The organism is Stenotrophomonas sp. Steno-C17 (assembly GCF_056393165.1).
In genome coordinates this window covers 1-24504 of record NZ_JBWJPD010000031.1, presented here as the reverse complement: position 1 = coordinate 24504, position 24504 = coordinate 1, and the positions used below count along the sequence as shown (strand labels likewise).

The window sequence follows — 24504 nt, the reverse complement described above, 5'->3', positions numbered from 1 at the left end:
GCCACTCACACCTGGTTGACGCCGCCAGCGATTGTTGCAGCCCTAGGTCCGTTCGACCTGGACCCCTGCGCTGCACCATCGCCTCGCCCGTGGCCTACTGCCGCCCGGCACATCGAACTGCCGGAGGATGGCCTCACAACAGAGTGGCATGGCCGAGTGTGGTGCAACCCACCGTTCGGGCGTCACACCGAGGCGTGGCTTGCGCGCATGGCTGATCACGGCAATGGGGTCGCGCTGGCCTTCGCTCGCACCGAGACGGCCATGTTCCAGCGGCACGTTTGGCGTCGTGCCAGCGCCGTGCTGATGCTGGCAAACCGTCCCCATTTCCACCGGCCTGACGGCACTCGTGCACGGGGGAACAGTGGTGGTCCCATCTGCCTGATCGCCTATGGCGACGACAACAAGCGGGCGTTGATCGCCAGTGGTCTAAAAGGTGCGGTGGTCGTGGTCCACCACATGGAGTGTGCGGCATGAAGCGCACCTTCCTGGTCGACCAGAAGGGCAATCCTGACTGGCCGAAGGTCATCTCCAACGTGGTGCACGCCATCAACGACTGGATCAAGGGCGGCCCGGTGCAGATCACGCTTGACGAGCCGAAGCGGACGTTGGACAGCAACGCCTGCATGTGGGCCACGCTGGCTGATATCGCGCGCCAGGTCGAGTGGCCGTACACCAAGGGCGGTAACTGGACCATCGGGCTGATGGATTCGGACAGCTGGAAGGCTGTGCTTACGGCCGCCTTTGAGGGCGAATCGAAGATGGCTCAGGGCATCGGCGGCACGACCGTAATGCTCGGCGCCCGGACCAGCCAGTACAGCCGCCGGAAGATGGGCGATTTCATCGAATTCGTTCAGGCCTTCGGCACCGAGCGCGGCGTGGAGTGGTCCGCCAGCGCACAGGACGAAATGGCGCAGTTCGCGCCGACCAAGAGGAGGGCGGCGTGAGGACTAAGAACGCCAAGGCCTTCACCGCCGCCGAGCGCGCGCACCTGCAGGCGGTCAAGGGGCTGCCGTGCAGCGTGTGCGATGCCCCGGCCCCGTCCGACGCCCACCACATCAACCAAGGTCAGCACTTCACCACCGTGGCGCTCTGCAAGGACTGCCACCAGGGCAGCGTGAACGGCTGGCACGGCCAGAAGGTCATGTGGCGGATCCACAAGATGGACGAGTTGGCCGCGCTCAATGTGACCCTGCAGCGGCTTGGCATCGGGGTGGCGGCATGAACGAGCTGATCCTGCCGTGGCCGAGCAAGGACCTGTCGCCGAATGGGCGGGTGCATTGGCGAACGAAGCACAGGGCCGCGCCCAAGGCTACATCTTGGCGCTGGAAGCGGGCTGCAAGCTGTGGGACCTCCCGGCAGGGAAGCTGCACCTGTGGCTCACCTTCCACCCGCCGACCAAGCTGCTGCCCGACGACGACAACATGCTCGCCCGGTTCAAGCCGTACCGGGACGGCATCGCCGATGCGCTGGGCATCGATGACAGGCGGTTCATCAGCCACCCGCTGGTCAGCACCGAGGTCCGCAAGGGCGGCCAGGTGGTGGTGAGAATCACCGGAGGGCCGGAGGCATGAGCCCCACCTTCAGCCAGTACACCACCCCAGAGCTGGAAGTCGTCGCCCGGATCGACCACGCGCTGGCCGACGAGGTGTTCAGCCTCCACCGGCAGGGCTACGACGTGCGCGAGGTGCTGCACGAGGCCCGCGCATTCAAAGCCGAGGCGCAGCTGATGCGCCGCGAGATCCGCCGCAGGAAACAGTCCAATTCACAGGGGGTAGGCCATGAACATTGACACCTTCGGGGTATACGTCCGAGCAGAGTTGGAGCACTGGGGAAGGGAGTTTGCCCTTCATCGCGACTGCGAATATCTCGGCCACCAGTCGAAGAACCTTCTGGCAGTATTGATCGAGCACCAGGGTGAAATGCCTGGTAGGACTCAAGGCTACAAGCCAATGGAGACGGATCTTCGGGCGCAGAGGATTGAGGACGTGGTGGCGTATGTCTGGCGCAGCCACCGCGATATGGCTATCGTGCTGCGCGCCTACTACTGTGGCAGCGGCCGGCGCAAGAACGAGCGCTGGGAGACGGCCAACCTTCTGCTCGCCAATGCAGGTAGCCCGGTCATCTCAAAAACGGGATACATGGAACTGGTCAGAAGGGGGGAGGACCGTGTCAGAGGCTTCCTTGAGGGCATGGGATTCGCCCACCCCCTTGACAGGTCCGACCTGAGAGTGGCATAAATCAGCTACGTTGCCAAAGTTGCCCCTAGTCCTGACGGACTGGGGGCTTTTTCGTTATGGAGCCCCCATGTCAGCCCTCGCCTACGCCGTCTCCCTCGTGAAGCGGTGGGAGGGTTGCAAGCTGGCGGCGTACCCTGACCCGGCAACAGGTGGAGCGCCATGGACCATTGGCTGGGGAGCAACTGGCCCAGGCATCGTCAAGGGCGTGAAGTGGTCGCAGGCGCAGGCCGATGAGCGGCTGGCGCAGGACGTGAGTCGATTCCTCAAGGGCGTGAAGTCCGCCCTAAAGCGGCCGGCCACTGACCCGCAGCTCGGGGCGATGACCAGCCTGGCCTACAACATCGGCGCCCGCTCCTTTGCCAATTCCACCCTGCTGCGGAAGTTCAACGCCGGGGACATTGCTGGCGCCGCGGCGGAATTTCCACGCTGGAACCGGGCGGCAGGCAAGGTCATGAAGGGCCTGACCAATCGCCGCCTGGACGAACAGAAGGTATTCCGCGAATGAACTGGCAGATCGTGGTGAACGTGGCTGTCGGCGTGCTGATGCCTCTGGTGATCTTCGCCCTGGGTTACATCGTGAGCCTGTCGAAGCGGATCACCGACCTCCGGGTGTTGGTTTCCGATGAGTTTGTGAAGAAGCCGGAAATCACCCGAATCGAGCAGACCATGGCCAATATCAGCGCGACCTGCACTGAGCTTCTCAAGGCCGTGGCCGAGATCAAGGGCGAGATCCGAGGCTCCGGGCGGTGACTGAGCGCCTCACGGACCCGCTTGACAGGCTGGAAGCCAGCATCACCGACTTGAGCGCATTGCTGCGTCCGGCACAGAGCAACAACCTGAACACCATCCGCGTCGAGGGCGCCGGTTCCATCTGGAACGGGATCGCCATTGGCGTGTCGCTGGCTGGCGTGATTCTTGGGGCCGTGTGGATCTCGCACGTTGCCAGCAGTGCCGATGTGGCTACCCGGCAGGCTGAGGCCTACCAGAAGGCCGTCTACATGCTGGCTCCCCGGTTCTCCGAGGAAGTCGACAAGGAACTGGACCGCCAGAAGGAGCGCGAAGCCAAATGAGTAGCCCCACCCCGATCATCACCCCGCCGCCGACCAAGCCCAAGAAGGTCAGCATCCTGCCGCAGGGCATCGCGCCGGTGAAGGAAACGCTCAAACACTGGACCACCTGGCTGTGGGGCGTTCTGCTCGCCAGCCCGGATGGCCTTTATGCCGCGGCTGCTGCAGTGGGGATGCTGGCGGACGAGGCCATGCCGAGCGCGATTACGACCTTCATCCGCGCCTTCGCTGGCGTCGGGCTGATCGCCAAGTTCATCAGCCAGCGGAAGCCGAGCTGAAATGAGCATCCTGACCCGCGCCCTGCTGGTGGCTGTCGCAGCATTGGTGCTGCTTGCTATCTGGCAGCGCGGGTCCGTGGCTCAGGCAGAGCTTGCCCGTGACAACGCCCAGACGGCCGAGAAGGTGGCAGTGCAGGGGCGGGACAACGCCATTGCCGTGATCGCCGTCGAACGGCAGCGGGTCAAGCGGGCCGAGGCAGTGGCTACCAAGTACGAGCAGGAGAAGGCAGATGCTGAATCGAAAGGCGCGGCTGTCGCTGATGGTCTGCGCGCTGGCAACCTCCGCCTGCAGCAGCGCTGGGCAGGCTGTGAGGCCCGAGTGTCCGATCTTGCCGCCAGCACCAGCGCCCCTGATGACTCAGCCGACGACCGAGCAGCGAGTGCGGGACGAATTGTTCTCGCCGCCGCCCAGTGCGACGCCCAAGTCCGTGGACTACAAGCCTTGGTGAGGTCCGACCGTGAGTGACATGGGCCGCGCTACACGGAACATCGTTTCGGCTTACCAGCGAGATCGGATATTCCGCAGCAGCCTCTACGCCAGTGAGTCCCGCCAACTGGTGACTGACTTCAATGGGGCCATCCCCAGGGGCCGATCCATCTCGCAGGCCGTGTGGCAGACCTGGGAGAACCAGTGCATCGCCATGGGGCCGGCTGAGGTATCGGAGCGATCGGTTCAGATCCGCGTGGCAGCCCAATACAGCGGCCGCTCAAGGATCAAACTGGATGTGACCCTGGACAATGGCGACACGTTCTCCGCCTGGCACATCATCCGCGTGCTTGGCGCCCCCTACTTCGATAACCCGGGTTGGGTGAGCGGGCCGCGCAAGGTGGTGGCCACCATCCCGGCAGTGGAGTTGCCCTGATGGGTAGGCCGTCGGATTACAGCCAGCAGATTGCCGATGCCATCTGTGAGCGCCTGGCAGAAGGCGAGTCTCTGCGCTCGATCTGCGGGGATGAAAGTATGCCCAGCAAGGCGGCAGTGTTCCGCTGGCTGGGGAAGCACAAGGAGTTCAGTGACCAATACGCGCGCGCGCGCGAAGAGCAAGCTGAGGCGTTGGCTGATGATCTTGTAGATATCGCCGACGAAGAATGCACGATGGTCCGCTCGGTGAAACACGGGACGGCTGACGATGATGGCGAGGGGAATACCGAGGTGGTTTTCGACGCCACGGCTGTCGCCCGAAACCGCCTGCGCATTGAGGCCCGGAAGTGGGTCGCCTCAAAGTTGAAGCCCAAGAAGTATGGCGAACGCCTGGACACTACGGTTACCAGCGTCACCCTGACGCATGAGCAGTGGCTGGCCTCCCTTGAAGAGTGAGGAGCTTGCCACCCGCAAGCGTCTGCGGGATGACTTGGAGTTCTATTCCAAGAACTGCATGCTGATCCGCAGCAAGTCTGGCGCGGTCCAATCGCTGAGGTTCAACAGAGCGCAGCAGTACATCCATGAGCGGCTGGAAGATCAGAAGCGCCGGACCGGCAAGGTTCGCGCTTTGATCCTCAAGGGGCGGCAGCAGGGGTGCTCCACTTACGTATCTGCCAGGTACTACCACGCCTCGTCATGGCGCAAGGGCGTCCGTACCTTCATCCTTACCCATGAGGACGCAGCGACACAGAACCTGTTCGAGATGGTGAACAGGTATCACGAGAACTGCCCGGAGTTCGTCAGGCCCAGCACGGGCGCTGCGAATGCCAAGGAACTGCTATTTGATGTGCTGGACAGCGGGTACAAGGTCGGCACAGCAGGAACCAAAGGGGTCGGCCGGTCGAGCACCATCCAGCTTTTCCATGGGTCCGAGGTGGCGTTCTGGAAGAACGCAGAGACGCATGCGGCCGGCGTGCTACAGGCCGTTCCAAACGAGGACGGGACCGAGGTAATTCTTGAGTCCACGGCCAACGGGATTGGCAACTTCTACCACCAAAACTGGCTGGCGGCAGAGCGAGGTGAGGGAGACTTCATCGCAATCTTCGTGCCCTGGTTCTGGCAGGAGGAGTATCGCCGAGAAGCGCCTCCCGGATTCGAACTGACCGAAGAAGAGAGGACCTATGCCGAGCTTTACGGCCTCGATCTGGGGCAGATGGCCTGGCGGCGCAACAAGATCAGCGAGCTGAAAGATCCGGCGCTGTTCAAGCAGGAATACCCCGCCACGGCGGCCGAGGCATTCCAAATGTCCGGCCATGACAGTTTCATCAAGCCAGAACTGGTGGCCCAGGCGCGCAAGAGTGTGCGTGAAGAGTCTGGCCCGTTGGTCATAGGCTTTGACCCGGCGCGTTTCGGTGATGACGGTTCAGCGCTTGCCCGGCGGAGGGGCCGAAAGGTCATTAAGGTGGAGCGGCGCAACAAGCTGACCACAATGGAGGGTGCTGGCTGGATCAAGCAGGTTATCGACTCGGAGTCGCCGGCTCGCGTCTTCATCGACGTTGGTGGGCTTGGCGTTGGCATCTATGACCGCCTGGTCGAGATGGGCTACGACGAGGTGGTAAAGCCGGTGAACTTTGGCAGCGCCCCGTTGGAGCCGCCAAAGATCGGGGAGGATGGCAAGGAAATTGGCGGCGGCCCGGTGAATCGCCGTGCTGAGATCTGGATGGCCTCTCGCGACTGGCTGGCCCAAGAGGGTGGCGCCGACATTCCGGACGCGGACTCGCTTCAGGGCGACGCCTGCGGCCCGGGCTACAAGTACGACAGCAACTCTCGCGTCCTGCTGGAAAGCAAGGAGGCGATGCGCGCGCGCGGTGTGCCAAGCCCGGATGAATGGGACGCGGTAGCGCTGACATTCGCTGAACCGGTGCCGGTATCGGCGCCGAAACCCATTAGCTTCAGGAGCGGCTGGTAATGCAGGACGACGATCTGAAAGCGCCCGTCACTGCTGAGGAGAAGTTCGCCCAGATGCGCGCGCGCTTTGCTGACTGCGAGTCGGCTGAAAGCAGCATGCGCTCGCGGGCAATCGATGACTTCCGGTTCATCTGGATCGCTGGCAGCCAGTGGGATAGCAATTTTGGGCGGCTGCGAGGTGATCGACCAAAGTACGAGTTCAACAAGCTGCGCCAGGCGGTCAAGCAGGTCATCAACGACATGCGCATGAATACGCCGTCGATCAAGGTCAGGGCCAGCGAAGACGGCGATGTGAAGCTAGCAGAGATCCGCCAGGGCCTGATCCGCAACATCGAGGCGCAGTCACGTGCTGACGAGGCCTACGATTGGGGCGGCATGTACGCCGTCAGCTGTGGTTTCGGCGTGTGGCGCGTGGCCACCGAGTACTCAAACGACGACACGTTCGACCAAGAGATTCGCATCAAGCGGATTCACAACCCGTTCTCGGTGCGCTTCGACCCGGCAGCCGAGGAGCTTGACCGATCGGACGCGCGGTTCGCCTTCGTAGAGGATTCCCTGCCGCGCGAGCAGTTCAAGGCGCGCTGGCCCAAGGCCGAGATGGTGTCGTTCGACTCGACCATGACCGGCGACTGCCGAGACTGGTTCAGGGACAAGGCCATCCGCTTCGCCGAGTACTGGCAGCGGGTTCCGGTCACCAGGGAAATCCTGATGCTATCCGATGGCCGTGTTGTCGACGCCGAGGACTTTGACGAAGAGGCTGCCGCCAATCCTCCGATGGACCAGATGGGCATGCCTTCCGCGGATCCGATCACCGTCCAGCAGCGCCGGCAGGTCGAGTCGTTCAAGATCACGATGGAGATAGTGAGCGGCGCCGAGACGCTGGAAGGCCCGTTCGACTGGCCTGGCCGCTACATCCCGCTGATCCCCGTCTGGGGCGATATCGTCCACGTTGACGGCCGCGACGAGTGGTATGGCATGGCGCGCATGGCGCGTGACGCCCAGGTCCTCTACAACTTTGAGCGGTCGAACTTCGCTGAGGTCATCGCGAATCAGCCGAACACGCCGTTCATGTACACGGCCAAGCAAATTGCGGGCTACGAGCGCGAGTGGCGCGACCTCGCGGTCAACAACGCACCCGGCCTGCCGTACAACCCGGACCCTGCAGCGCCTGGCGTCAAGCCGCAACGCGAGCCGCCGCCGCAGCTGTCGCCGGGCTACATGGCCGCCCTGCAGTTGTCCTCGGACGATATGAAGTCCACCACGGGCATCTACGACGCCAGCCTCGGCAGCCGAAGCAACGAAACCAGCGGGCGCGCCATCATGGCCCGTCAGCGCGAGGGAGACGTTGCCAACTTCGACTATCAGGACAACGTCAGTCGGGCGATCCTATTCACTGGCATCATCGTCAACGACCTGATACCGCATATCTACGACAGCGAGCGGCAGATTCGCATCCTCGGGGAGGACGGCGCGGAAGAGTTCTTGGCCGTCAACAAGCCCGTATGGAGCGAGGAGGCTCAGGAGTGGATCACAGTCAACGATCTGCGCCAGGGCAAGTACGACGTGAGCATTAGCACGGGGCCGAGCTACACGACCCAGCGCATGGAGACGCTGGACGCCATGATGCAGTTGGCCCAGAGCAACGGCCCCGATGCCATGCTGGCCCGATACGGCGTTCTCAAGTCGATGGACACGCCCGGTATGGACGAGGTGCGCGACGCCTACCGTGCACTTCTGGTCAAGCAGGGCCTGTTGCCGCCGGGTGAAGGCGAAGAAGCCCCGCCGCCGCCTCAGCCCAACCCGAAGGACGTGGCCGACGCCGAGAAGGGCGCAGCCCAGGCCCAGCTGTACGGTGCGCAAGCACAGGGCCAGCAGCTCGAGAACATCGGCCTGCATCAGCAGCTGCAGGCGCGTCAGATGCTCCTGGACACGCCACCGCCACAACCAGTTCCAGTCGTCGCCCCAGACCAGCCGCCTTCGGGCGGTTTTTTTATGGGCGGCGATCAGGGCATAAGCCCACCCGCACCGGCCGGTCAGCCGGGCTATCCGATCTGAGATCGCTATGAACGAGAGCCTGCAAGCCGCCATCGACGCTGTCGAGGCATCCAACCCGACCCCGGCCGCTGATGTGCCGCCGAAGGCTGATGAACACGCAAAACCTGCTAGTGAGCAGGGCGACGACGCCGCAACCGATTTGGATGGCCAGCAGGCCAACCAGGCGGAAGAATCCGGAGACTCGGCAGCTTCGAACGGGGAAGATGCACCCGCACAACGCCAGAACAAGGGCGTTGGGAAGCGCATCAACGAGCTGACACGGGAGAAGTACGAGGCGATCCGGCGCGCGGAGGCGGCAGAGCGACGCGCGCAGGAGTTGGAGGCCAAGAGCCAGTCGCAAGCTAAGGAGGGCGCACAGCGCGCTCAGGGGGACGGAAAGCCGAAGATCGAAGATTTCGATTTCGATCATGAAGCCTATGTCGAAGCCCTGACCGATTGGCGCTTTAACCAGAAGCTGGCTGAGCGCGAAACCTCCGCCAAGGAGCAGCAGAAGCAAGCTCATGAGCAGGAGCGAGCACAGCAATTCCACGAGCGGCTGTCTGCATTCCAGGCGGCCAATCCTGGGAAATGGGAGGCCGCCACTCAGGCGCCCGTCAATTTCACGCCCCCCATGCTGGAAGTGATCGCCACCAGCGATATTGGCCCACAGATCGCGGTCTACCTGACCGAGAACCTGGACCGAGCTGACGAGATCTCGCGCATGACGCCTTACGCCGCCGCAGCAGCACTGGGCCGGCTTGAAGCGTCCATGGCTCCGCCCAAGACCTCCACCCCTCCCCCGAAGCCCACATCCGTCACGAAAGCGCCGCCCCCGCCTTCGACCGTTGGCGGCAGCTCTGTCGTGCGCAAAGACCTTGCGTCGATGGACGTTGCCGACCACCTCGAGGCCGTGCGGGCCAAACGAAACCGATAACCGGAGATCAAACCAATGGCTGGCAATCAGCTCCTCACCAGTTCCATCATCGTCAAGCGCGGCCTGGCAGTGCTGACCGAAAAGCTTCAGGTACTGAAGATGGTCAACCGCCAGTACGACACCCCGTTCGGCTACAAGGGCGGCGCCAAGGTCGGCGACCAGGTGTCCGTGCGTGTCCCGCAGCGCGGCATCGTGCGAAAGGGCCGCATCATGGATCTGCAGCCGCAGATCGACAAGACCATCCCCGTGAAGGTCGACCAGTACTACGGCATGGATACCGGCGCCACGTCGGCGGAAATGGCCCTGCAGATCGATGACTTCCAGGCACAGTTCATCGACCCGAAGATCGGCGACCTTCTGGCCAACGTCGAAGCAGACTTCATCAACAAGGTCACCCCGCTGGTCCCGGGTGCCGTGGGTGACTACGGCGCGTTCGATGACGCCCGTACCGCCCTGGCGGCGAAGGCCTACCTGGACAGCCAGCTGGCCCCGTCCAGCGACCGCAACCTGCTGATCAACACCTACTCCCAGATCGATATCGTGGACAGCCTGAAGGGGCTGTACAACGCGCAGGAGAAGGTTGGTCGCCAGTACCGGGAAGGCGAGATGGCCAGCAACACCCTGGGCTTCGACTGGTACTCGTCCAACCTGACCGCCACCACCACCCGCGGCAGCGGCGCCGGCTACTTGGTCAACGGTGGCGGCCAGTCGGGCAGCACCCTGGCCGTGGACACCGGCACCGGCACCATCAACCCGGGCGACACCTTCACCATCGCGGGCGTATTCGATGTGCACCCGCAGACCAAGAAGGTGCTGGCCGGCCAGCTGAAGAAGTTCACCGTCACGCTGGCCGCAGCGTCCGGCGCCACCGCGCTGCAGATCACCCCGGAAATCGTGGTGACCGGTTCCGAGCAGAACGTTTCCAATGCGCCGGCAGACAACGCTGCCCTGACCATCGGCGGCGTGGCGGGCACCAACTACGTGCAGAACCTGGCCTTCTCGAAGGATGCGTTCTACTTCGTTACCGCCGATCTGCCGACCCCGCCGGCCAGCCACGGCGTCGATTCCGCCCAGGCCACCCACCAGGGCATCACCCTGCGCTTCACTCAGGGTTTCGACATCGTCAACGACATGTTCCTCTCGCGCTTCGACCTGGTTTGGGGTGGCGGCATCCTGCGCCCCGAGCTGGCCGTCCGCATTCCCGCCACCGTCACCGGAATCTAAGGAGATACCGCCATGGCACAACTCGCAATCGAAACCCAGAACAGCCTGTACGCGGCGGCTCCCGGCACGTCGGACGGCGCAGTCCTGGGCAAGGACAACACCGAGAAGGTCGGCTTCTACGGCACCACCCCGATCAGCCAGCCGACCATCACCGCCGCCAATTCGGCCGCTGGCACCGCAGGTGCCGTGCTGGTCGCGCTGGGCCTGGCCCGCCAGATCCCATAAGGAGGGACGAGCATGGCTACCGAAAAGAAGCACGCGCTCTACCTGCTGAGCAAGGACGAGGACCGCATCGAGCTGGTCCACGCCGACGATGTGGATGCCCGCAAGGCCGATGGCTGGAAGGAGCCGGAAGGCATGAAGGCCAACGGTGAGCCGTGGAACGCCGAGCGCGATCTGCCGGGGCAGGATATCGCTGCCGATATCGCCAAGCAGACCGCCGAGGCTGACGCCAAGGAAGCGGCCAAGGAGCAGAAGTCGGCGAAGTCCGATGACGCCCCGAAGGCTGATGCCGGCAAGCCCGCGTCGAAGAAGTAATCCCGCAGTCCCGTCAGTGGTATTGGGGCGCCCTAGTGGCGCCCCTTCTTTTTGGAGTCTCCGATGACCACAGCAGCAACCATCGTCAAGCGGGCGCTGCGGCTTCTGCGCGTCGTTGACGCCACGGAGGCGCCGGAGGCTGAGGATTTTGAGACCGGTCGTGACGCACTTAACGGCATGCTGACGCGGTGGGAGGCGAGCGGCCTGGCGCTGGGCTGGCAGAACGTGACCAATCCGGCAGACGAAATTCCCATTCCTCCGGAAGCAGAGCAAGCAGTGGCCTTCAACCTGGCGCTTGTCCTGCGCGCCGAATATGGCGTCTCGCTTGATGCTGACGTGGTCCAGTTCGCTACGGATGGCCTTGCTGAGCTGCAGCGTGACATGTTGGTTTCAAATCCGCTGGTCCTGCGTCCGCGCCTTCCCCGTTGCGGGCGCTACAACATATACACCGACAGCTACAGCGACGGGGCCGACTGCTAATGCCAGCCCAGTCCGTAGACCTGATCGGCGGCTACTACAAGGACGACAGCCTGCCGTGGTCTGCGCAGGACACTGTGAACTGGCTGCCGGTGGCGGCCGAGGTGGCCGGCACACGCACGGTCAAGAAGTTCTCGACGCCGCCGGGCCTGAAGCCGTGGCAGCAGATCGGCACTGGCCCGATCCGCGGAATGCACGACTGCGAGGGCCTGCGCCTGATTGTCTCGGGGCGCTACCTGTACCGCATCACGCCGGCGGGTACTGGCATCCCCGTTGGCGTCATCCCTGGCGTGGGCCGGGTGCAGATGACGCACAACCAGTTCAAGACTGGGTTCCAGGTTCTGGTCGAGAACGGGCAGGGCGGCGGCGGGTACGTCTATGCCACTGCCACCGACACGTTCGCCAAGATCACCGACGAGGGTTATCCGGGTTCGATCTCTTCAGACTATCTCGACTCCTACATTCTCGGCGTGGAGCCGCAAGGGCGGTTCTGGTTCCATTCCAACCTGGCTGACGCCACCGATTACAACACCCTTGACCGGTATGAGGCTGAGGCTGCGCCCGACCGGATTGTGGGCCTGGCGGTCAGCGCATCAGAAGTGGTGGTGTTCGGCCAGCGCACGACTGAGTTCTATTTCAACTCTGGCGCGGCTACTGGCACTTTCCAGAACCGCAAGAGTTCGATCACGCGGGGCTGCGCGTCGCGCCACACGATCCAGAAGCTGGACAACACCATTTTCTGGCTGGGCGACGACGGCGTGGTCTACCGCCTCGAGGGCTATCTGGCTCGCCCGGTGTCGACTCGCCCGCTTGAGAAGGCGATCTCTGGCTACAACTGGCCCGAGGCAATCGCCTACGTGTGGGAGGATCGCGGACATAAGGTCTACTACCTGACCTTCCCGGACGGCCAGACCTTCGGCTACGACGTCATCACCGGCCTCTGGCACCGCCGTGAATCCTTCGGGATGAACCGCTGGCGGCTGAGCCACATCATCAGCTGGGGTCGCGACTGGTACGGCGGCGACTTCCAGAACGGCCGCACCTGGCAGATCGACTGGGACTACTTCCTTGAGGGCGACCAGCCGATCATCAGCGAACGCGTCTCGCCTGCGCTGGCCGACGACCAAAGCTCGCTGATCGTCCCGAACGCCGAGCTGATTCTTGATACGGGGCAGGGGCCGGGGACTGTTCCGGTCGCGTTCCCGGTTCAGCCGAGCATTCCCAAGATCACGAACAATGCGCCGAGCGGCGATGTTGGCTTCGCCTGGGACGAGTTCACCTACGCGGTTGAGGGTGGAACGCCTCCGCTGTCCTTCAAGATCACCAGCGGCCAGCTGCCGCCGGGGATTGGACCTCTGAGCGCAGCCGGCGTCATCGCGGCCGGCACCCCGACCACTGCCGGCGAGTACCGCCCCACTGTCCGCGTTACCGACGCCAATGGCATGTGGGATGAGATAGATGACGTCATCAACATCGGCGTTCCGTGGTACGGCGTTGGCGTCCTCGGCACCACTGGCCGGGGGCGCTATGCCATTGGCCGCGGCGGCGGCACCGACTGGGACAACCCTGTCCAACTGACGGGCGTAGGGGTTTCCGACGAATACGGCCTAGTGGTTTCCCGAGGCTCCCAGATCGTCATGATTCCATTGAGCGCCGAGAGTGCTGCCGTTTCGTCCGATGGTGGTAGTTCGTGGGCGCTTTCATCATTGCCCGTGAACAACACCAGAAACTGCTGGTCCATCGACCAAGACACCATTCTGGTCGGCTGCAACGACTCTGTGATCTTGCGGTCGTCAACCGGGACGGCATATTCCGCTGTGATCGTGGATACCTCCGGTTCGGGAAGCTTCTACGGCGACTTCAACGGGATTTCTTCGATGAACGGCCGCAGCGTTGCGGTCAGTGATCGCGCATCTGTCTCTACAGACAAGGGCGCATCCTGGTCGCCGCTTCAGGAGAACTACGTCGTAGATAACGGCATTTATATGCGCTGCATTGCCAACAGCGGAAGCATCTTCCTCTCTGCGGGGGATGGCAATCGAATGGCAACGTCCTCCACTGGCGCAAGCTGGACTGAGATCCCGTCCCCGTTCACTGGCAGCTCACCGATCACGGTTGCCGCGTTCACGGCAGGCGTGTGGGTTCTGGCCAATGCCGCAGGCCAGATCGCATATGGCGCAAGCCCAGGGTCTATGGCGCTATCCGCAGCCACAGTCAGCGGCGGCGCAACGGCCCTCTACGCGGCTCGCGGACGGTTCGTCATTGGCGGGGCCAATGGCTCGCTGATGACCTCCACCAATGGCGCGCTCTGGGAGGTACTGGCCGAGCCGTTTACAGGCTCCGTCAGCAACCTGAGTACCAGCCCATGACCGACACCGACCACTACGTAGAGATTTGCTACAGCAAGGACGGCGGCCGGAACTGGTCCAACTGGAAGCGCCGTGACCTTGGCGCTGTCGGCCAGTTTGAGAAGCGCATTCGAGTTCTGCGCCTGGGGCGCGGCCGGCAGTGGGTGTTCCGCATCCGCGTTTCCTCCGCCCGCAAGCACGACCTGCTGGGCGCTGTACTGACCCCCGAGCAGACGGACGACTGATGAAAATCTCAACGGGTCCAGACTTCCTTCAGGGAGTGATGGACCACCCAGCCGTGCGGCCGTGGATCGGACCGGATGGCATGGATGGATCGTGGCCGCTGTCTGCGATCTTCGACCAGGGTATCGGCATCGAGTTTGACGGTGGCGGGTTCTTCTTCCACCGCCTCGGCGATGGCGTGGTTGAAGTCCATACAGTTTTCAAGCCTGGCACCAAGGGGGTCGCTGGGTTCTGCGCTGAGGCGGCGGAATACCTGTTCTGCGGCACCGAGGTGACCAAGATTGTGACGAAAGTGCCGGTGGACAACGTGCCGGCGGTGCGCCTGACCGAGCGCGTCGGCTTCCGCCTGGATTACGTGCGGCCGGCCAGTTTCCTGCGTGGCGGCGTTCTGCACGACGTTCGGCACTACAGCTGGGACGTGGACATGTGGGCGCGCGGCATCAATGACCCCAAGGCGGTCATGGCGCGCTGCACGGAGCTTGGCGACAAAAGCAAAGGGATCCGCCTGCTCTATCGCTGGGCGGTGATGAACGACGACTACTCGGTATTGGAGAGCTGATATGCCTGCTGTGGGCGCAATTGTAGGGGCCGCCGGTAGCGTTATCGGCGGCAAGATGCAGAGCGATGCGGCCGGCAACGCCGCCAATGCCTCCACCACGGCCTCCCGGGATGCCATTCAGGCCCAGGTGGCGATGTACAACCAGAGCCGCGCCGACACCATGCCGTACCAGGTGACTGGCACCGGCGCGCTCTACATGCTGGCGCAGATGTATGGGCTGCCAACCTATTCGGCGCCGATCTCGGGCGGGATCCAGATCACCCAACCTGAGCCGGCCAAGAAGAAGAAGCGCAGCACCTTCGACAAGTTCACCGATCCGGCCAACTTGGCTGGGCAGTTCGGGGGCACCAGCTATGACCCGATGGGCTTCTTCAGCAGCGGAACCACGGGCGGTGATGGCGGTCTGACCATCACCGGTGGCGCGGGCGGGGTTGGTGGCACTGGCGGTGGCACGCTCAATCAGGGCGCCGGCGTGGCTGATTTCAGCCAGTTCTACCAGACGCCCGACTACCTGGTTGCGCGAGACGAGGGCATCAATGGGCTGGACCGCGGTGCTGCGGCGCGCGGCGGCCTGTACTCGGGGGGCGCCGATGCTGACCGCATGACCTTCGCGTCGAACCTTGGGTCCAAGGCGTTCGGCAACTTCCAGAATTCGCTGTTCCGTCTGGCTGGCCTCGGCGGCAGCGCCAACAGCGAGTTGAACAGCCTAGGCCAGAACACGGCCGGCCAGATTGGCAACCAGCTGACCAACGCTGGCAACGCCCGTGCCTCGGCCTACCTGCAGCAGGGCCAAGCCCAAGCCAACACGCTCAACAACCTCGCCGGGTTCGCCGGCAGCTACTTCGGGAGCCGCTGACGTGGCAGACATCTTCGATTCGTATGCCCGCGGCCTGCAGGTAGGCCAGCAACAGAAGCAGCGCAACCAGCTCGCCGAGCTGCAGTCCCTGGCGCCGCAGGTCATGAGCGGGGACCTTGACGCCACCAGCCGGGCCTATGCGCTGGACCCGAATACGGCGAAGTCCTACCAGACTGAGGGCAACCGCCAGCAGCAGCAGTTGCTCGGCCTGGCTAAGACCCTCAAGCAGTTCGCCAGCAACCCGCAGATGCAGGCCGGCGTGTACCGCTCGGCGTTGCCCTACCTGAAGCGAAACTTCGGCGCCGAGATCCCCGACGACTTCGACGCGGCGACGGTAATGCCGATTGTCGACCAGGTTCTGGCGGTGGCGAATAACACCCCCAACTACGGCGGAGGCCAGACGCCCACCGACGTTCGCTCGTTCCAGATGATGACGCAAGGGCTGTCGCCGGAGGACGTTGAGCGAGCGCGGCGGATCAACCTGGGCCTCGATGGCCGTTCGTCCACGTCCGGATTCAGCCAGGTCAAGTTCAGGGGAGCGGACGGCCGCGAGCGTGTGGGTGTGCTCAACGGGCGAACGGGCCAGATCGACCTGCCCGATGGCACTAGCTTCAACCCGCAGACCGGCGCAATCTCGCAGACCGCAGGCATGCAGCAGGGCGCGGCGCAGCCGGCAGCGCAGGCCACCGTGTTCCGCGCTCCGAATGGCGAGGTCATCGACGTATCCCAGGTTACGGAGCCGGGGCTGCGCGAGTCGATCATGCAGAACCCCGAGCAATGGGGGTTGGTGCCGGATGGCGGGAGCGCGCAGCTTCCTCCGCGCAACGTGCAGCCCTCGCAGGCAGGGGGCAGCATGTTTGTCGGTCGCGCCCCGGAAGAGCAGGCCGCGCGGACGGAGGCTGCGAAGCTGGGCGTCCAGCAGCAGTTCCTGCCGCAGGAGCTGGCGGCCAGGACGCAGGCTGCGCTGGCGCAGGAGGCCGGGAAGGCCCAAGTAACTGCGCAGGCAGACGCCAATAAGCTGCAGATGACCCGTAGCCGCGACGCGAACACGGCTCTCGATCTCCTGAACGAGGCGGAGGCGCTGCTGCCGAATGCAACCGGTAGCCTGTCCGGCGCGCTTTACGACAGTGGCGCAGCTGCTTTCGGCCGCGCCACCCCTGGTGCACAAGCAACCGCTGCACTCAAGACCATCGCGGGGCAGTTGACCTCAAAGATGCCGCGCATGGAGGGCCCGCAGTCGGACAAGGACGTTCAGCTGTACAAGGAAATGGCAGGCGACCTGGCCAACGACCGTCTGCCTGTTGCAACCCGGCAGGCCGCGCTTCGCCAGATCCGTGGGCTGCAGCAGAAATATGCGGGGCAGCAACAGTCCGCCCCCCTCCAGATCCAGTCGGCTGAGGAGTACAACGCATTGCCGAGTGGCGCGCTGTTCATCGCCCCGGACGGCACCCAGCGGAGGAAGCGTTAATGGCGAGCCCGTGGGATGCAGACGAGATCGTGGCGCCGGCGCCGATGCAGTCCGCTGCTCAGCCGATGGCACAAGGCAACCCGTGGGATGCCGACCCCATCGTGGAGGACGACGGGCAGGGGTTCAACGACCGATCTCTTGATCTGGAGATTGTGGGTGGTCGGCGTCAAAGCTTTGACCCCGCGGCCAGTCAGTCCGAACAACCTGCAGTTGCGCCCGATGGTTGGCAATACGGAGCAGGGCGTGACCTTGCATTCGGTGCCCGATCCGTCCTGCAGGGCGCTGGAGGCCTTCTGGGTGCAGTTGGCGGGGATGCCTTCAACAACTACATCGTCAACCCGATTGCGCGCGCTGTGGGTGCTCAGGAGGCTCGGCCCTACCGTGAGGAGGCAGCAGCGCTGGCCGATTCGCTGGGGCTTCCTCAGGCGCAGACGGGGGGCGACCGTGTGCTGGGCGACATTGGTGAGGCGCTGACCGGAACTGGCCTGACGCTCGGTGCTGGCGCAGGGTTGAATGCTCTGGCAAACGTTGGTCGTGCTGGGGTTGCTCCTGCCGCCAGCCGGGTGGGCAACCTGCTGGCGGCTCAGCCTGGCCTGCAGGTCGCATCAACCATCGGCGGGTCCGGCGCCTCCGGGATCACCCGCGAGTCAGGCGGTTCTCAGGGCAACCAGCTTCTGGCCGGTCTTGCCGGCAGTCTCGGCCCCGGTATTGCTGGGGCTGCCGGCGGAGCAGCCCTGAGGGGCGCTGTACGCGGCAGTTCTGGCCAGCAGATGCAGAACCGGCTGGCCGACTTTGCAGCGCTTGGTGCCCAGCCTTCCGTTGGTCAGGCATCCGGAAACCGGATGGTGCAGGGTATCGAGAACCTGCTGGCGGGCGGTCCGACGAGTTCCGGCGTGATGAACCGGTTCGCCACTGGGCAGGCTGAGGACATTGGCCAGGGCCTGCAGGATATGGCGGGCCAGTTCAGCCGCAACCCGAGTGCTGAGCGGGCTGGTCGGTCTATCGAACGTGGCGTGGACACCTTCAACAACAACGTTGGCGCCACCAGACGTGCGCTGTATTGGCAGGCCGACCAGTACATTCCCGACACCACGCCGACCCCGATGCAGAACACGCTTCGCACCGCGGTGGCGCTCACTACCCCGGACCCGCAGGCTGCGGCCACCACTGGCGGCCTTATCCAGCCGGGGATCGCGGCGCTTCGCCAGAACCTGGAAGCCGATCTTGCTGCGAACGCCGGGCAACTGACCTATGGCGCTTTGCGGCGCATCAGGTCCGAGATCGGCGAGCAGATCGGCAATGCCTCTCCGCTGAATCCCCCGGCAGACATTCGCGAGCTGAACCGGCTCTATGGAGCCCTGTCGGAGGACATGCGCGCAGCGGCCCGCAGCCAAGGTCCGGAGGCTGTGGCGGCTGCAAACCGAGCCAACAACTACACGCGAGCATCGGCTGATCGCTTGGAGTCCATGCGGCGCGTGGTTGAGAAGGCTGGTGGCCCGGAGAAGGTCTACAGCGCCGTAATGTCCGGCACTCGCGATGGTGGCACGACCCTGCGGTCGGTCATGCAATCCCTGCCTCCGGGTGGTCAGCGCGCTGTGACTGCAGCCGTCATCCGGCGGATGGGATTGGCGACGCCTGGCGCACAGGACGCGGCCGGCGACGTGTTCAGCGCATCAACCTTCCTGACCAACTGGAACCGCGTCAGCCCCGAGGCGAAGCGCGCCCTGTTCGACCGCCATGGGCCGCAATTCAGCCGGGACATGGACCGGATCGCCCGCGTCGCCGACAACATCAAGAGTGGCTCCCAGGTGTACGCAAACCCGTCGGGTACGGCGAACCGTGCGGCGGCGCTCACTTACGGCGGCGCGCTGGTGGCATCGCTTTTCGACCCTTCATTTGCAAGCACCGGCGGGCTTGCGCTTACCGGCGCCCTGGCAAATGGCGGCGCAAGGCTGATGACTAGTCCCAGAGTCGTTCGATACCTTGCCAGAGCCACGGAAATGCCACAGGGCGCGTTCCTTTCCAGCCTGCGGCTGCTTGGCGAGGGGGCGAGCCGCGCCGAAGATCCCGAAATGCAGGAACTCGCCGGACTACTTGAAGAAGCCGTACAGCGTCAAGGCGACGGCGCCAATCAGCAGCAGGGGCAGGCCAACTAGGGACGTAGGGACCCAGAGATTATCCCAGCCGGAGGACGCAACCTGCTTCTCGTGCTCCTTCTGCATCCAATCCTTCGGCTGGCCGCCGACGTTGGACAGGTCAAACTTTTCCTTGCTCATGCGCCGGGCCTGTGGGTATCCGGCCCGAATCCTACCACCACCCCCGCCTAGCCGTATGAAGCCCGCCCTGAGCGGGCTTTCTCTTTTGGAGATCCCATGAGCTACCGTTTCTACAACCCGGCGCCGGTCTTCTTCGACCTGCTGGGCCTGCAGCCCGTGGCCGGCGGCAGCCTTCAGTTCTACGAGATCGGCACGACCACCCCGAAGGGCACGTGGTCCGATCCGGATATGACCATCGCCAATGCCAACCCGGTTCCGCTGGATTCGTCTGGCCGTTCCAACACCAACATCTGGCTGGACGGAGGCTATTCGGTTCGCCTGCTGGACAGTCTGGGCGCGGTTATCTGGACCCGCGACGTTGACAGCGGCGTTGATGCCAGCCTGGTCATTCCGGAGCTGCAGAGCGGGAAGTTCCTCAGCAACGACGGCTCCACGCTGCAATGGGACACCATCCGCCAGGTGCCCGACCCGACCGGATCGGCGAACAAGGTCCTCAGCACCGATGGCAGCGACCTGATCTGGATCTCGCTGCCGACCGTGCCTGACTCCCCCGTAGTGGTCACGGCCAACTCGATCAAGACTACTGGCACCGACACGGTGATCCTTGACCAGTGGGGGGTCGCGACGATGCCGGCCAGCAACGCCCAGAGCGCCAGCATGTCGTTCAATTTCCCGGTTGCCTACACGAACGTCCCGGTGATCCAGGTCCTGATTCAGAAGGGCGGCCCAATCGTCACTGAGGGCTACACGGGCATCATCAAGGCCACCCCGTCCGCCTCTGGCGCGACCGTGGACTGGAATACGGGTGTTGACGACATCCGCACCGGACTGCGCCTGACGTCCCCGTTTGAATTCTCCTGGCGCGCGGTGGGCAAGGTCGCCAGCTGATGCCGACGCCCGCTGAACAGCCGAATTTCTCTCAGCCTGTCGTTGATTCCGGCGGGCGCTGCACGCAGCCGTGGGCGAACTACTTCCTGCGGATGGCGTCGGCGCAATCTGACGCGGAGCTTCGGGCGCTGTACGAGGCGCTTGCGGCACGCGTGACGGAACTGGAAGACGGGGAATCGCTGAGCTTCGCGATCTTCGGTGCCAATTCGGTCAACGTGGATGGCGTGGCGCAGCCGGGCGGGGTGGCGCTGATCTCGTTGCTTGGGGACGAAGAAACCCCCGGCAACACGATGTACTACGGCACTGGCCCTGGTGGCGGCAAAGGCTGGTTCCCGGTTTCCAACGCGATTTCCGTAGCGTCAGGCGAACTGATCAAGACGGTTGGGGCAGATGGCGTCACCACCCTAGGGCTTGACCCGGTGGTCAAGGCATCCCTCGATCTGGCGGATTCGTCCGTCCAAGAGGTCCGGCCAGGCACGAACGTCACGGTGGACAACACCGACCCGCGGCGACCCATCGTTTCGGCTACTGGTGGTGGCGGCGACAACCCGCTGTACCCGCAGCTCACCGATCAGCTGGGCAATCTGCTCACCGACCAGCTGGGCCAGCCGCTGCGCCAGAACACCCCGGCCATAGCCTGGGCGTGGCTGTACGACGTGCCGGCCTATCAGCCGTTGGACTCGGACCTGACCGCGATAGCGGCGCTAACCGGCGCTGGCGTCCCCCTGCGGGCGGCCGGCGGCACCTGGACGCTTACCGCGCTCAACACGCTGCCCGCCATGACCCTTACCGCAGCCAATGCGCTGACTGGCGTGGCTGACTTCCAGATGGTGGCGATCACCGATCTTTCCGGCGGCCGGGAGCCGTGCTGGTACGACTCGACCGTCGTTTCGGGCACGAAATGGCGCCGATTCTCTGACCGGAGCATCGCGAACTGATGGCACTCGACCCCTCAATCTCCATTATTCGCGGGCTGCAGGCCTCTGTTGCGCTGGACGGGCACACGGTCAGCGTGTCGCCGGGCATGTGCTATGTGCCTGGCACTGGCCGGGTGCTGAGCGACGGCACGGCCTCGGTGGTGGTGCCCAGCACGCCCAGCACCGAGTTTCACCTGTACGCCTACGACATGGGCGGCGGCCTGGTAGGGCTGGAAGCGTCCACGATTGCGCCGGCCGCGCCTTACCTCGGCACCGCGCGCTGCAAGACGGGCGACCAGACGCGCCGCTACCTGATCTCTGGCCGCAACAACGCCAGCGGTCTGCTGCGCCCCGGCAAGCACACCCGGCCGTCGGAGATGGGCAACCGGGTCATGCTCGATGCGGCATCTGCGGCCGGCAGCGTGCCGATTCCGCTGCTTGCCGGCCTGGTGGCCACCACCGTGCAGACGGTGGACCTGTCGGCGGTCATCCCGGTCACCGCCAACCGCGCCATCGTCCAAGTGATGAACCCCTCCACGTTCACGCTCTACACCTCGCGCTCGGAAGTCGGCGCCCCGTCGCCAACCAACTACCAGTACGCCGCGATCCCGGGTTCGTGCCCGGTGCTGGACGTGACTCTGGACGCCAATCGCCGCTTCACCGTGCTGCTGAGCGCCACCACCATTCTCGGCGGGATCATCGCGCTGCTGACCGGCTCAGTGACGATCAACCTTGTCGGCTACGACTTCGATAGGTAACGACCATGCCCATATACGCCACCGACTACGCAGCCGCTGCGAGTGTAAACGGCGCTGATACCCTCCAAATTGTGCAGGGAGGGGCAGACAAGAGGGCCACTCTCGCGCAGGTCGCCGCACTGGCCAGGGTTCCGAGCGTCCAGACGGTCACGACCGCGGCGACGGTGACGCCGGTGTTCGGCAATGACCTGGTCGCCATCACCGCGCAGGCCGCCGCGCTGACCGTCGCCAACCCGAGCGGCACGGCCATTCCCGGCTTCGGGATGGTGGTCCGGGTGAAGGACAACGGCACTGCCCGGGCGATCACCTGGGGCAGCCAGTACCGCGCAATCGGCGTGACGCTGCCGGCCATGACCGTGGCCGGCAAGATCACCTATGTGGCCATGATCTACAACGCGACCGATACCGCGTGGGACGTGGTCGCTGTGGGCACGCAGGCATGATGCCGTTCCAGGCCATGAGGCTGAGGCCGCCCAGCGCGCCGCCTGCTGCTGGCCTGCAGACCTTCACGGCCAGCGGGACGTTCGTCGTTCCTGCGGGCGTGACCAGCGTCGACGTGCTGATTGTGGCCGGTGGTGGTGGCGGCGGTTCCCGGCAGGGCGGCGGCGGCGGCGCGGGCGGCGTGAGTGTGGTGACGCTTCCGGTCACCGCGGCGGCATCGATCGCTGTTGTCGTGGGCGCTGGCGGCGCAGGCGCTACCGGTGGCGGCCGCGGCGCGTCTGGCGTTGCCTCGTCCTTCGGCGCCGAGTCGGCGGCGGGCGGCGGCGGCGGCGGCGGGCGCACTGCGGACAACGCTGGTGCTGCTGGTGGCTCGGGTGGCGGCGGTTCAACCACCAACGCGAACGACGCCAACTCGCCGGGCGGCGCTGGCACGCCGGGGCAGGGCAACAACGGCGGAGCGGGCAACTACACCCCGTCCGCCCCGCAGGCGTCTGGCGGCGGCGGCGGTGGCGCATCCACCGCAGGCCAGGCCGCCCCCGGCACCGGTGCGGCTGGCAACGGCGGCAACGGCACGGCATACCCTCTGTTCGGCGGCATCACTGTCGGCGGAGGAGGCGGCGGCGGCGCGTTCGACGGCCTGAGCCCTGGCGTGGTCGGCACAGGCGGCATCGGCGGCGGCGGCGCGGGCGGGCTGGATTCCAATCCACCGGTGGCCGGCACGGCCAACACCGGCGGCGGTGGCGGCGGCAGCGGCAATGGGACTACCAACGGCGGCGCCGGCGGCAGCGGCATCGTTGTCGTTCTGTGGCCCGGCGGCCAGGTCCCGCCCTCAGTTTCGGCCCCGCGCGGGATGACGGTGACCGCATGACTACGACCTACTCCAAGGACGCCACCACGGCGCAGCAGCCGGCCTCCACCACCAAAGTGGTCACCGCGCTGGTGATGAACGACTACGTCAGCGGCGCCGGGCTGGATGCAACCGTCACGGTCACCGCGGCGGACGTGGTGGACTGGTCGCTTGAATCGAACGCGCAGCTGCAGGCCGGGGACGTGATCAGCTACCGCGACCTGCTGTTCGGGATGATGCTGCCCTCGGGCAACGATGCGGCAAAGTGCATCGCGCGCACCGTCGGCGCCCTGATGCCCGGCGGCGGCGATCCCTCGGACAAATTCATCGCCGCAATGGGCGCCAAGGCATCGGCGCTGGGCATGACCACGGCGGTGTTCGTCAGCCCCACCGGCGTGGCCGAAGCGCAGCGCATGTCGCCCAACGACCTCAGCCTGGCCATGGTCGCCTTCTCTGCGATAGCCTACCTGGTGCAGGTGTCCGGCACCCTGGCGCGCACGATCACCATCACCGGCGCCAATGCCCGGACCTACAGCGTCTCGCACACGATCAACCCTGACGGCACGGTCAAATTCCCGGAATTCATCTGCGGCAAGACCGGGACCTACGTGAACACCCTCAACCCGTCGCTGAATTCAGGGGCCTGTCTGGTCATGCTGTGGCAGAAGGCGCCGGGCGTGCGCCGGGTGAGCGTGGTCATGGGCTCAGCCACCGACCTGGACCGCTACAAGGACATGCGCCGCCTGATCGACTACGAGAAGGCGCGGCCCTAGCCGATCTCAGCCCGTGCGACCGGGAGGCGTATCCTCCCAGCCATGGAGCCGTCGCAGATCCCCCAATACGCCGAGCGCGACCCGACCCTGCAGGGCTGGGTCATCCGCAATGGGCGCTGGGAGTTGTGGTGGTCGGGCCGGGACGTGGCAATCGTCCAGCCGGACCGGGACGGCGCCGCGGTGATCCTGGACTGCCGGCGCTTCTTCCAGGAGAAGCACGTCCGAGCGGCCAGTGCAGAGCAGGGCAAGCGGTACGCCGAGCGGTGGTGCGCGGCGCGGCTGATGCCCGAGTTGCGACTGCGCGAGGCGGTGGCCAGGCTGACGGCCAAGCCGACCCGACTGGAGCGGCAGCAGGCGGAACGACTGGCGGCGATCCCACTGCCGAAGATGGGCCCGAATTGATCGCCGGTCCCACTCCGGTCACAATGGCGTGACAAGTCACTGATTCGAAAGGGCGTGCAATCCCCCTCCTAAGGGGAAGGTCGCCCGTTCGAATCGGGCCGGGGTCACCA

Annotated in this window: 32 protein-coding genes, 1 tRNA gene and 1 pseudogene; all 34 read left to right on the top strand. The window is 64.8% G+C overall.

Going from position 1 to position 24504, the window contains the following annotated elements; genetic code table 11:
• Positions 1-207: 207 nt before the first annotated feature.
• The 34 genes and pseudogenes from AC06FA_RS19420 (at position 208) to AC06FA_RS19255 (ending at position 24504) form a co-directional block, all read left to right on the top strand.
• On the top strand, positions 208-474 hold the full coding sequence (locus tag AC06FA_RS19420; protein WP_478069715.1) for a hypothetical protein: 267 nt from the start codon (positions 208-210) through the stop codon (positions 472-474).
• Complete coding sequence (locus AC06FA_RS19415) at positions 471-944, top strand: recombination protein NinB (protein WP_478069714.1); 474 nt, start codon at positions 471-473, stop codon at positions 942-944. The genes AC06FA_RS19420 and AC06FA_RS19415 overlap by 4 nt, the downstream gene beginning before the upstream one ends.
• Positions 941-1222, top strand: a complete 282-nt coding sequence (locus AC06FA_RS19410; protein ID WP_478069713.1) for a hypothetical protein — start codon at positions 941-943, stop codon at positions 1220-1222. The genes AC06FA_RS19415 and AC06FA_RS19410 overlap by 4 nt, the downstream gene beginning before the upstream one ends.
• Positions 1219-1571: pseudogene (locus AC06FA_RS19405) on the top strand (hypothetical protein). Before AC06FA_RS19410 ends, AC06FA_RS19405 begins: the two are co-directional and overlap by 4 nt.
• Positions 1568-1789, top strand: a complete 222-nt coding sequence (locus tag AC06FA_RS19400; RefSeq protein ID WP_478069712.1) for a hypothetical protein — start codon at positions 1568-1570, stop codon at positions 1787-1789. The pseudogene AC06FA_RS19405 and the gene AC06FA_RS19400 overlap by 4 nt, the downstream one beginning before the upstream one ends.
• Positions 1779-2237, top strand: coding sequence for a hypothetical protein (locus AC06FA_RS19395; RefSeq protein ID WP_478069711.1), 459 nt, complete (start codon positions 1779-1781; stop codon positions 2235-2237). Before AC06FA_RS19400 ends, AC06FA_RS19395 begins: the two co-directional genes overlap by 11 nt.
• A gap of 67 nt (positions 2238-2304) precedes the next feature.
• Positions 2305-2742, top strand: a complete 438-nt coding sequence (locus tag AC06FA_RS19390) for a lysozyme (RefSeq protein WP_478069710.1) — start codon at positions 2305-2307, stop codon at positions 2740-2742.
• Entirely contained in the window at positions 2739-2987 is a 249-nt protein-coding gene (locus AC06FA_RS19385; protein WP_100437595.1) for a hypothetical protein, read from the top strand. Before AC06FA_RS19390 ends, AC06FA_RS19385 begins: the two co-directional genes overlap by 4 nt.
• On the top strand, positions 2984-3307 hold the full coding sequence (locus tag AC06FA_RS19380) for a hypothetical protein (RefSeq protein ID WP_478069709.1): 324 nt from the start codon (positions 2984-2986) through the stop codon (positions 3305-3307). The genes AC06FA_RS19385 and AC06FA_RS19380 overlap by 4 nt, the downstream gene beginning before the upstream one ends.
• Positions 3304-3582 carry a hypothetical protein gene (locus AC06FA_RS19375; protein ID WP_478069708.1) on the top strand — a complete coding sequence of 93 codons (279 nt, stop codon included), beginning with the start codon at positions 3304-3306 and terminating at the stop codon, positions 3580-3582. The genes AC06FA_RS19380 and AC06FA_RS19375 overlap by 4 nt, the downstream gene beginning before the upstream one ends.
• Position 3583: 1 nt before the next feature.
• Complete coding sequence (locus AC06FA_RS19370) at positions 3584-4048, top strand: endopeptidase (RefSeq protein WP_478069707.1); 465 nt, start codon at positions 3584-3586, stop codon at positions 4046-4048.
• Complete coding sequence (locus AC06FA_RS19365) at positions 4041-4445, top strand: hypothetical protein (RefSeq protein ID WP_478069706.1); 405 nt, start codon at positions 4041-4043, stop codon at positions 4443-4445. The genes AC06FA_RS19370 and AC06FA_RS19365 overlap by 8 nt, the downstream gene beginning before the upstream one ends.
• Positions 4445-4900 carry a terminase small subunit-like protein gene (locus AC06FA_RS19360; RefSeq protein ID WP_478069705.1) on the top strand — a complete coding sequence of 152 codons (456 nt, stop codon included), beginning with the start codon at positions 4445-4447 and terminating at the stop codon, positions 4898-4900. The genes AC06FA_RS19365 and AC06FA_RS19360 overlap by 1 nt, the downstream gene beginning before the upstream one ends.
• A gap of 58 nt (positions 4901-4958) precedes the next feature.
• The gene (locus AC06FA_RS19355; RefSeq protein WP_478069704.1) at positions 4959-6413 is read left to right on the top strand and encodes a terminase large subunit; all 1455 of its coding nucleotides are present in this window, start codon (positions 4959-4961) and stop codon (positions 6411-6413) included.
• Positions 6413-8467, top strand: coding sequence for a portal protein (locus tag AC06FA_RS19350; protein WP_478069703.1), 2055 nt, complete (start codon positions 6413-6415; stop codon positions 8465-8467). The genes AC06FA_RS19355 and AC06FA_RS19350 overlap by 1 nt, the downstream gene beginning before the upstream one ends.
• 7 nt (positions 8468-8474) lie before the next feature.
• Complete coding sequence (locus tag AC06FA_RS19345; protein WP_478069702.1) at positions 8475-9380, top strand: hypothetical protein; 906 nt, start codon at positions 8475-8477, stop codon at positions 9378-9380.
• Positions 9381-9395: 15 nt separating this feature from the next.
• Entirely contained in the window at positions 9396-10604 is a 1209-nt protein-coding gene (locus AC06FA_RS19340; protein ID WP_478069701.1) for a P22 phage major capsid protein family protein, read from the top strand.
• Between the two features lie 12 nt (positions 10605-10616).
• Entirely contained in the window at positions 10617-10829 is a 213-nt protein-coding gene (locus tag AC06FA_RS19335; RefSeq protein ID WP_478069700.1) for a hypothetical protein, read from the top strand.
• Between the two features lie 12 nt (positions 10830-10841).
• The gene (locus tag AC06FA_RS19330) at positions 10842-11141 is read left to right on the top strand and encodes a hypothetical protein (protein WP_478069699.1); all 300 of its coding nucleotides are present in this window, start codon (positions 10842-10844) and stop codon (positions 11139-11141) included.
• A gap of 63 nt (positions 11142-11204) precedes the next feature.
• Positions 11205-11621, top strand: a complete 417-nt coding sequence (locus tag AC06FA_RS19325) for a packaged DNA stabilization gp4 family protein (protein ID WP_478069698.1) — start codon at positions 11205-11207, stop codon at positions 11619-11621.
• The gene (locus AC06FA_RS19320) at positions 11621-13987 is read left to right on the top strand and encodes a hypothetical protein (protein ID WP_478069697.1); all 2367 of its coding nucleotides are present in this window, start codon (positions 11621-11623) and stop codon (positions 13985-13987) included. Before AC06FA_RS19325 ends, AC06FA_RS19320 begins: the two co-directional genes overlap by 1 nt.
• A complete protein-coding gene (locus AC06FA_RS19315; protein WP_478069696.1) occupies positions 13984-14211 on the top strand; it encodes a hypothetical protein in 228 nt (75 codons plus the stop codon). The genes AC06FA_RS19320 and AC06FA_RS19315 overlap by 4 nt, the downstream gene beginning before the upstream one ends.
• Positions 14211-14768, top strand: a complete 558-nt coding sequence (locus AC06FA_RS19310; RefSeq protein ID WP_478069695.1) for a GNAT family N-acetyltransferase — start codon at positions 14211-14213, stop codon at positions 14766-14768. The genes AC06FA_RS19315 and AC06FA_RS19310 overlap by 1 nt, the downstream gene beginning before the upstream one ends.
• A 1-nt stretch (position 14769) precedes the next feature.
• A complete protein-coding gene (locus tag AC06FA_RS19305) occupies positions 14770-15624 on the top strand; it encodes a hypothetical protein (protein WP_478069694.1) in 855 nt (284 codons plus the stop codon).
• Position 15625: 1 nt separating this feature from the next.
• Positions 15626-17092, top strand: coding sequence for a D-Ala-D-Ala carboxypeptidase family metallohydrolase (locus tag AC06FA_RS19300; RefSeq protein ID WP_478069693.1), 1467 nt, complete (start codon positions 15626-15628; stop codon positions 17090-17092).
• Positions 17092-19248, top strand: a complete 2157-nt coding sequence (locus tag AC06FA_RS19295) for a hypothetical protein (protein WP_478069692.1) — start codon at positions 17092-17094, stop codon at positions 19246-19248. The genes AC06FA_RS19300 and AC06FA_RS19295 overlap by 1 nt, the downstream gene beginning before the upstream one ends.
• 216 nt (positions 19249-19464) lie before the next feature.
• Positions 19465-20256 (top strand): hypothetical protein, encoded by a 792-nt coding sequence (locus AC06FA_RS19290; protein WP_478069691.1) that lies wholly within the window; start codon positions 19465-19467, stop codon positions 20254-20256.
• Complete coding sequence (locus AC06FA_RS19285) at positions 20256-21194, top strand: hypothetical protein (RefSeq protein ID WP_478069690.1); 939 nt, start codon at positions 20256-20258, stop codon at positions 21192-21194. Before AC06FA_RS19290 ends, AC06FA_RS19285 begins: the two co-directional genes overlap by 1 nt.
• Positions 21194-21931 (top strand): hypothetical protein, encoded by a 738-nt coding sequence (locus AC06FA_RS19280; protein WP_478069689.1) that lies wholly within the window; start codon positions 21194-21196, stop codon positions 21929-21931. The genes AC06FA_RS19285 and AC06FA_RS19280 overlap by 1 nt, the downstream gene beginning before the upstream one ends.
• A 5-nt stretch (positions 21932-21936) precedes the next feature.
• Positions 21937-22374 (top strand): hypothetical protein, encoded by a 438-nt coding sequence (locus AC06FA_RS19275; RefSeq protein WP_478069688.1) that lies wholly within the window; start codon positions 21937-21939, stop codon positions 22372-22374.
• Positions 22371-23240 carry a glycine-rich domain-containing protein gene (locus tag AC06FA_RS19270; RefSeq protein WP_478069687.1) on the top strand — a complete coding sequence of 290 codons (870 nt, stop codon included), beginning with the start codon at positions 22371-22373 and terminating at the stop codon, positions 23238-23240. Before AC06FA_RS19275 ends, AC06FA_RS19270 begins: the two co-directional genes overlap by 4 nt.
• Positions 23237-23992, top strand: a complete 756-nt coding sequence (locus AC06FA_RS19265) for a D-alanyl-D-alanine carboxypeptidase family protein (protein ID WP_478069686.1) — start codon at positions 23237-23239, stop codon at positions 23990-23992. Before AC06FA_RS19270 ends, AC06FA_RS19265 begins: the two co-directional genes overlap by 4 nt.
• 42 nt (positions 23993-24034) lie before the next feature.
• Positions 24035-24394, top strand: coding sequence for a hypothetical protein (locus AC06FA_RS19260; RefSeq protein ID WP_478069685.1), 360 nt, complete (start codon positions 24035-24037; stop codon positions 24392-24394).
• A tRNA-Ser gene (locus AC06FA_RS19255) sits at positions 24382-24504 on the top strand. The genes AC06FA_RS19260 and AC06FA_RS19255 overlap by 13 nt, the downstream gene beginning before the upstream one ends.

What these genes read in the sequence shown, in the direction of transcription:
- AC06FA_RS19420 (WP_478069715.1), top strand. Translation starts at nt 208, where the DNA reads ATGGCTGATCACGGCAATGGGGTCGCGCTGGCCTTCGCTCGCACCGAG.
- AC06FA_RS19415 (WP_478069714.1), top strand. Translation starts at nt 471, where the DNA reads ATGAAGCGCACCTTCCTGGTCGACCAGAAGGGCAATCCTGACTGGCCG.
- AC06FA_RS19400 (WP_478069712.1), top strand. Translation starts at nt 1,568, where the DNA reads ATGAGCCCCACCTTCAGCCAGTACACCACCCCAGAGCTGGAAGTCGTC.
- AC06FA_RS19395 (WP_478069711.1), top strand. Translation starts at nt 1,779, where the DNA reads ATGAACATTGACACCTTCGGGGTATACGTCCGAGCAGAGTTGGAGCAC.
- AC06FA_RS19390 (WP_478069710.1), top strand. Translation starts at nt 2,305, where the DNA reads ATGTCAGCCCTCGCCTACGCCGTCTCCCTCGTGAAGCGGTGGGAGGGT.
- AC06FA_RS19385 (WP_100437595.1), top strand. Translation starts at nt 2,739, where the DNA reads ATGAACTGGCAGATCGTGGTGAACGTGGCTGTCGGCGTGCTGATGCCT.
- AC06FA_RS19375 (WP_478069708.1), top strand. Translation starts at nt 3,304, where the DNA reads ATGAGTAGCCCCACCCCGATCATCACCCCGCCGCCGACCAAGCCCAAG.
- AC06FA_RS19370 (WP_478069707.1), top strand. Translation starts at nt 3,584, where the DNA reads ATGAGCATCCTGACCCGCGCCCTGCTGGTGGCTGTCGCAGCATTGGTG.
- AC06FA_RS19360 (WP_478069705.1), top strand. Translation starts at nt 4,445, where the DNA reads ATGGGTAGGCCGTCGGATTACAGCCAGCAGATTGCCGATGCCATCTGT.
- AC06FA_RS19355 (WP_478069704.1), top strand. Translation starts at nt 4,959, where the DNA reads ATGCTGATCCGCAGCAAGTCTGGCGCGGTCCAATCGCTGAGGTTCAAC.
- AC06FA_RS19350 (WP_478069703.1), top strand. Translation starts at nt 6,413, where the DNA reads ATGCAGGACGACGATCTGAAAGCGCCCGTCACTGCTGAGGAGAAGTTC.
- AC06FA_RS19345 (WP_478069702.1), top strand. Translation starts at nt 8,475, where the DNA reads ATGAACGAGAGCCTGCAAGCCGCCATCGACGCTGTCGAGGCATCCAAC.
- AC06FA_RS19340 (WP_478069701.1), top strand. Translation starts at nt 9,396, where the DNA reads ATGGCTGGCAATCAGCTCCTCACCAGTTCCATCATCGTCAAGCGCGGC.
- AC06FA_RS19335 (WP_478069700.1), top strand. Translation starts at nt 10,617, where the DNA reads ATGGCACAACTCGCAATCGAAACCCAGAACAGCCTGTACGCGGCGGCT.
- AC06FA_RS19330 (WP_478069699.1), top strand. Translation starts at nt 10,842, where the DNA reads ATGGCTACCGAAAAGAAGCACGCGCTCTACCTGCTGAGCAAGGACGAG.
- AC06FA_RS19325 (WP_478069698.1), top strand. Translation starts at nt 11,205, where the DNA reads ATGACCACAGCAGCAACCATCGTCAAGCGGGCGCTGCGGCTTCTGCGC.
- AC06FA_RS19320 (WP_478069697.1), top strand. Translation starts at nt 11,621, where the DNA reads ATGCCAGCCCAGTCCGTAGACCTGATCGGCGGCTACTACAAGGACGAC.
- AC06FA_RS19315 (WP_478069696.1), top strand. Translation starts at nt 13,984, where the DNA reads ATGACCGACACCGACCACTACGTAGAGATTTGCTACAGCAAGGACGGC.
- AC06FA_RS19310 (WP_478069695.1), top strand. Translation starts at nt 14,211, where the DNA reads ATGAAAATCTCAACGGGTCCAGACTTCCTTCAGGGAGTGATGGACCAC.
- AC06FA_RS19305 (WP_478069694.1), top strand. Translation starts at nt 14,770, where the DNA reads ATGCCTGCTGTGGGCGCAATTGTAGGGGCCGCCGGTAGCGTTATCGGC.
- AC06FA_RS19295 (WP_478069692.1), top strand. Translation starts at nt 17,092, where the DNA reads ATGGCGAGCCCGTGGGATGCAGACGAGATCGTGGCGCCGGCGCCGATG.
- AC06FA_RS19290 (WP_478069691.1), top strand. Translation starts at nt 19,465, where the DNA reads ATGAGCTACCGTTTCTACAACCCGGCGCCGGTCTTCTTCGACCTGCTG.
- AC06FA_RS19285 (WP_478069690.1), top strand. Translation starts at nt 20,256, where the DNA reads ATGCCGACGCCCGCTGAACAGCCGAATTTCTCTCAGCCTGTCGTTGAT.
- AC06FA_RS19280 (WP_478069689.1), top strand. Translation starts at nt 21,194, where the DNA reads ATGGCACTCGACCCCTCAATCTCCATTATTCGCGGGCTGCAGGCCTCT.
- AC06FA_RS19275 (WP_478069688.1), top strand. Translation starts at nt 21,937, where the DNA reads ATGCCCATATACGCCACCGACTACGCAGCCGCTGCGAGTGTAAACGGC.
- AC06FA_RS19270 (WP_478069687.1), top strand. Translation starts at nt 22,371, where the DNA reads ATGATGCCGTTCCAGGCCATGAGGCTGAGGCCGCCCAGCGCGCCGCCT.
- AC06FA_RS19265 (WP_478069686.1), top strand. Translation starts at nt 23,237, where the DNA reads ATGACTACGACCTACTCCAAGGACGCCACCACGGCGCAGCAGCCGGCC.
- AC06FA_RS19260 (WP_478069685.1), top strand. Translation starts at nt 24,035, where the DNA reads ATGGAGCCGTCGCAGATCCCCCAATACGCCGAGCGCGACCCGACCCTG.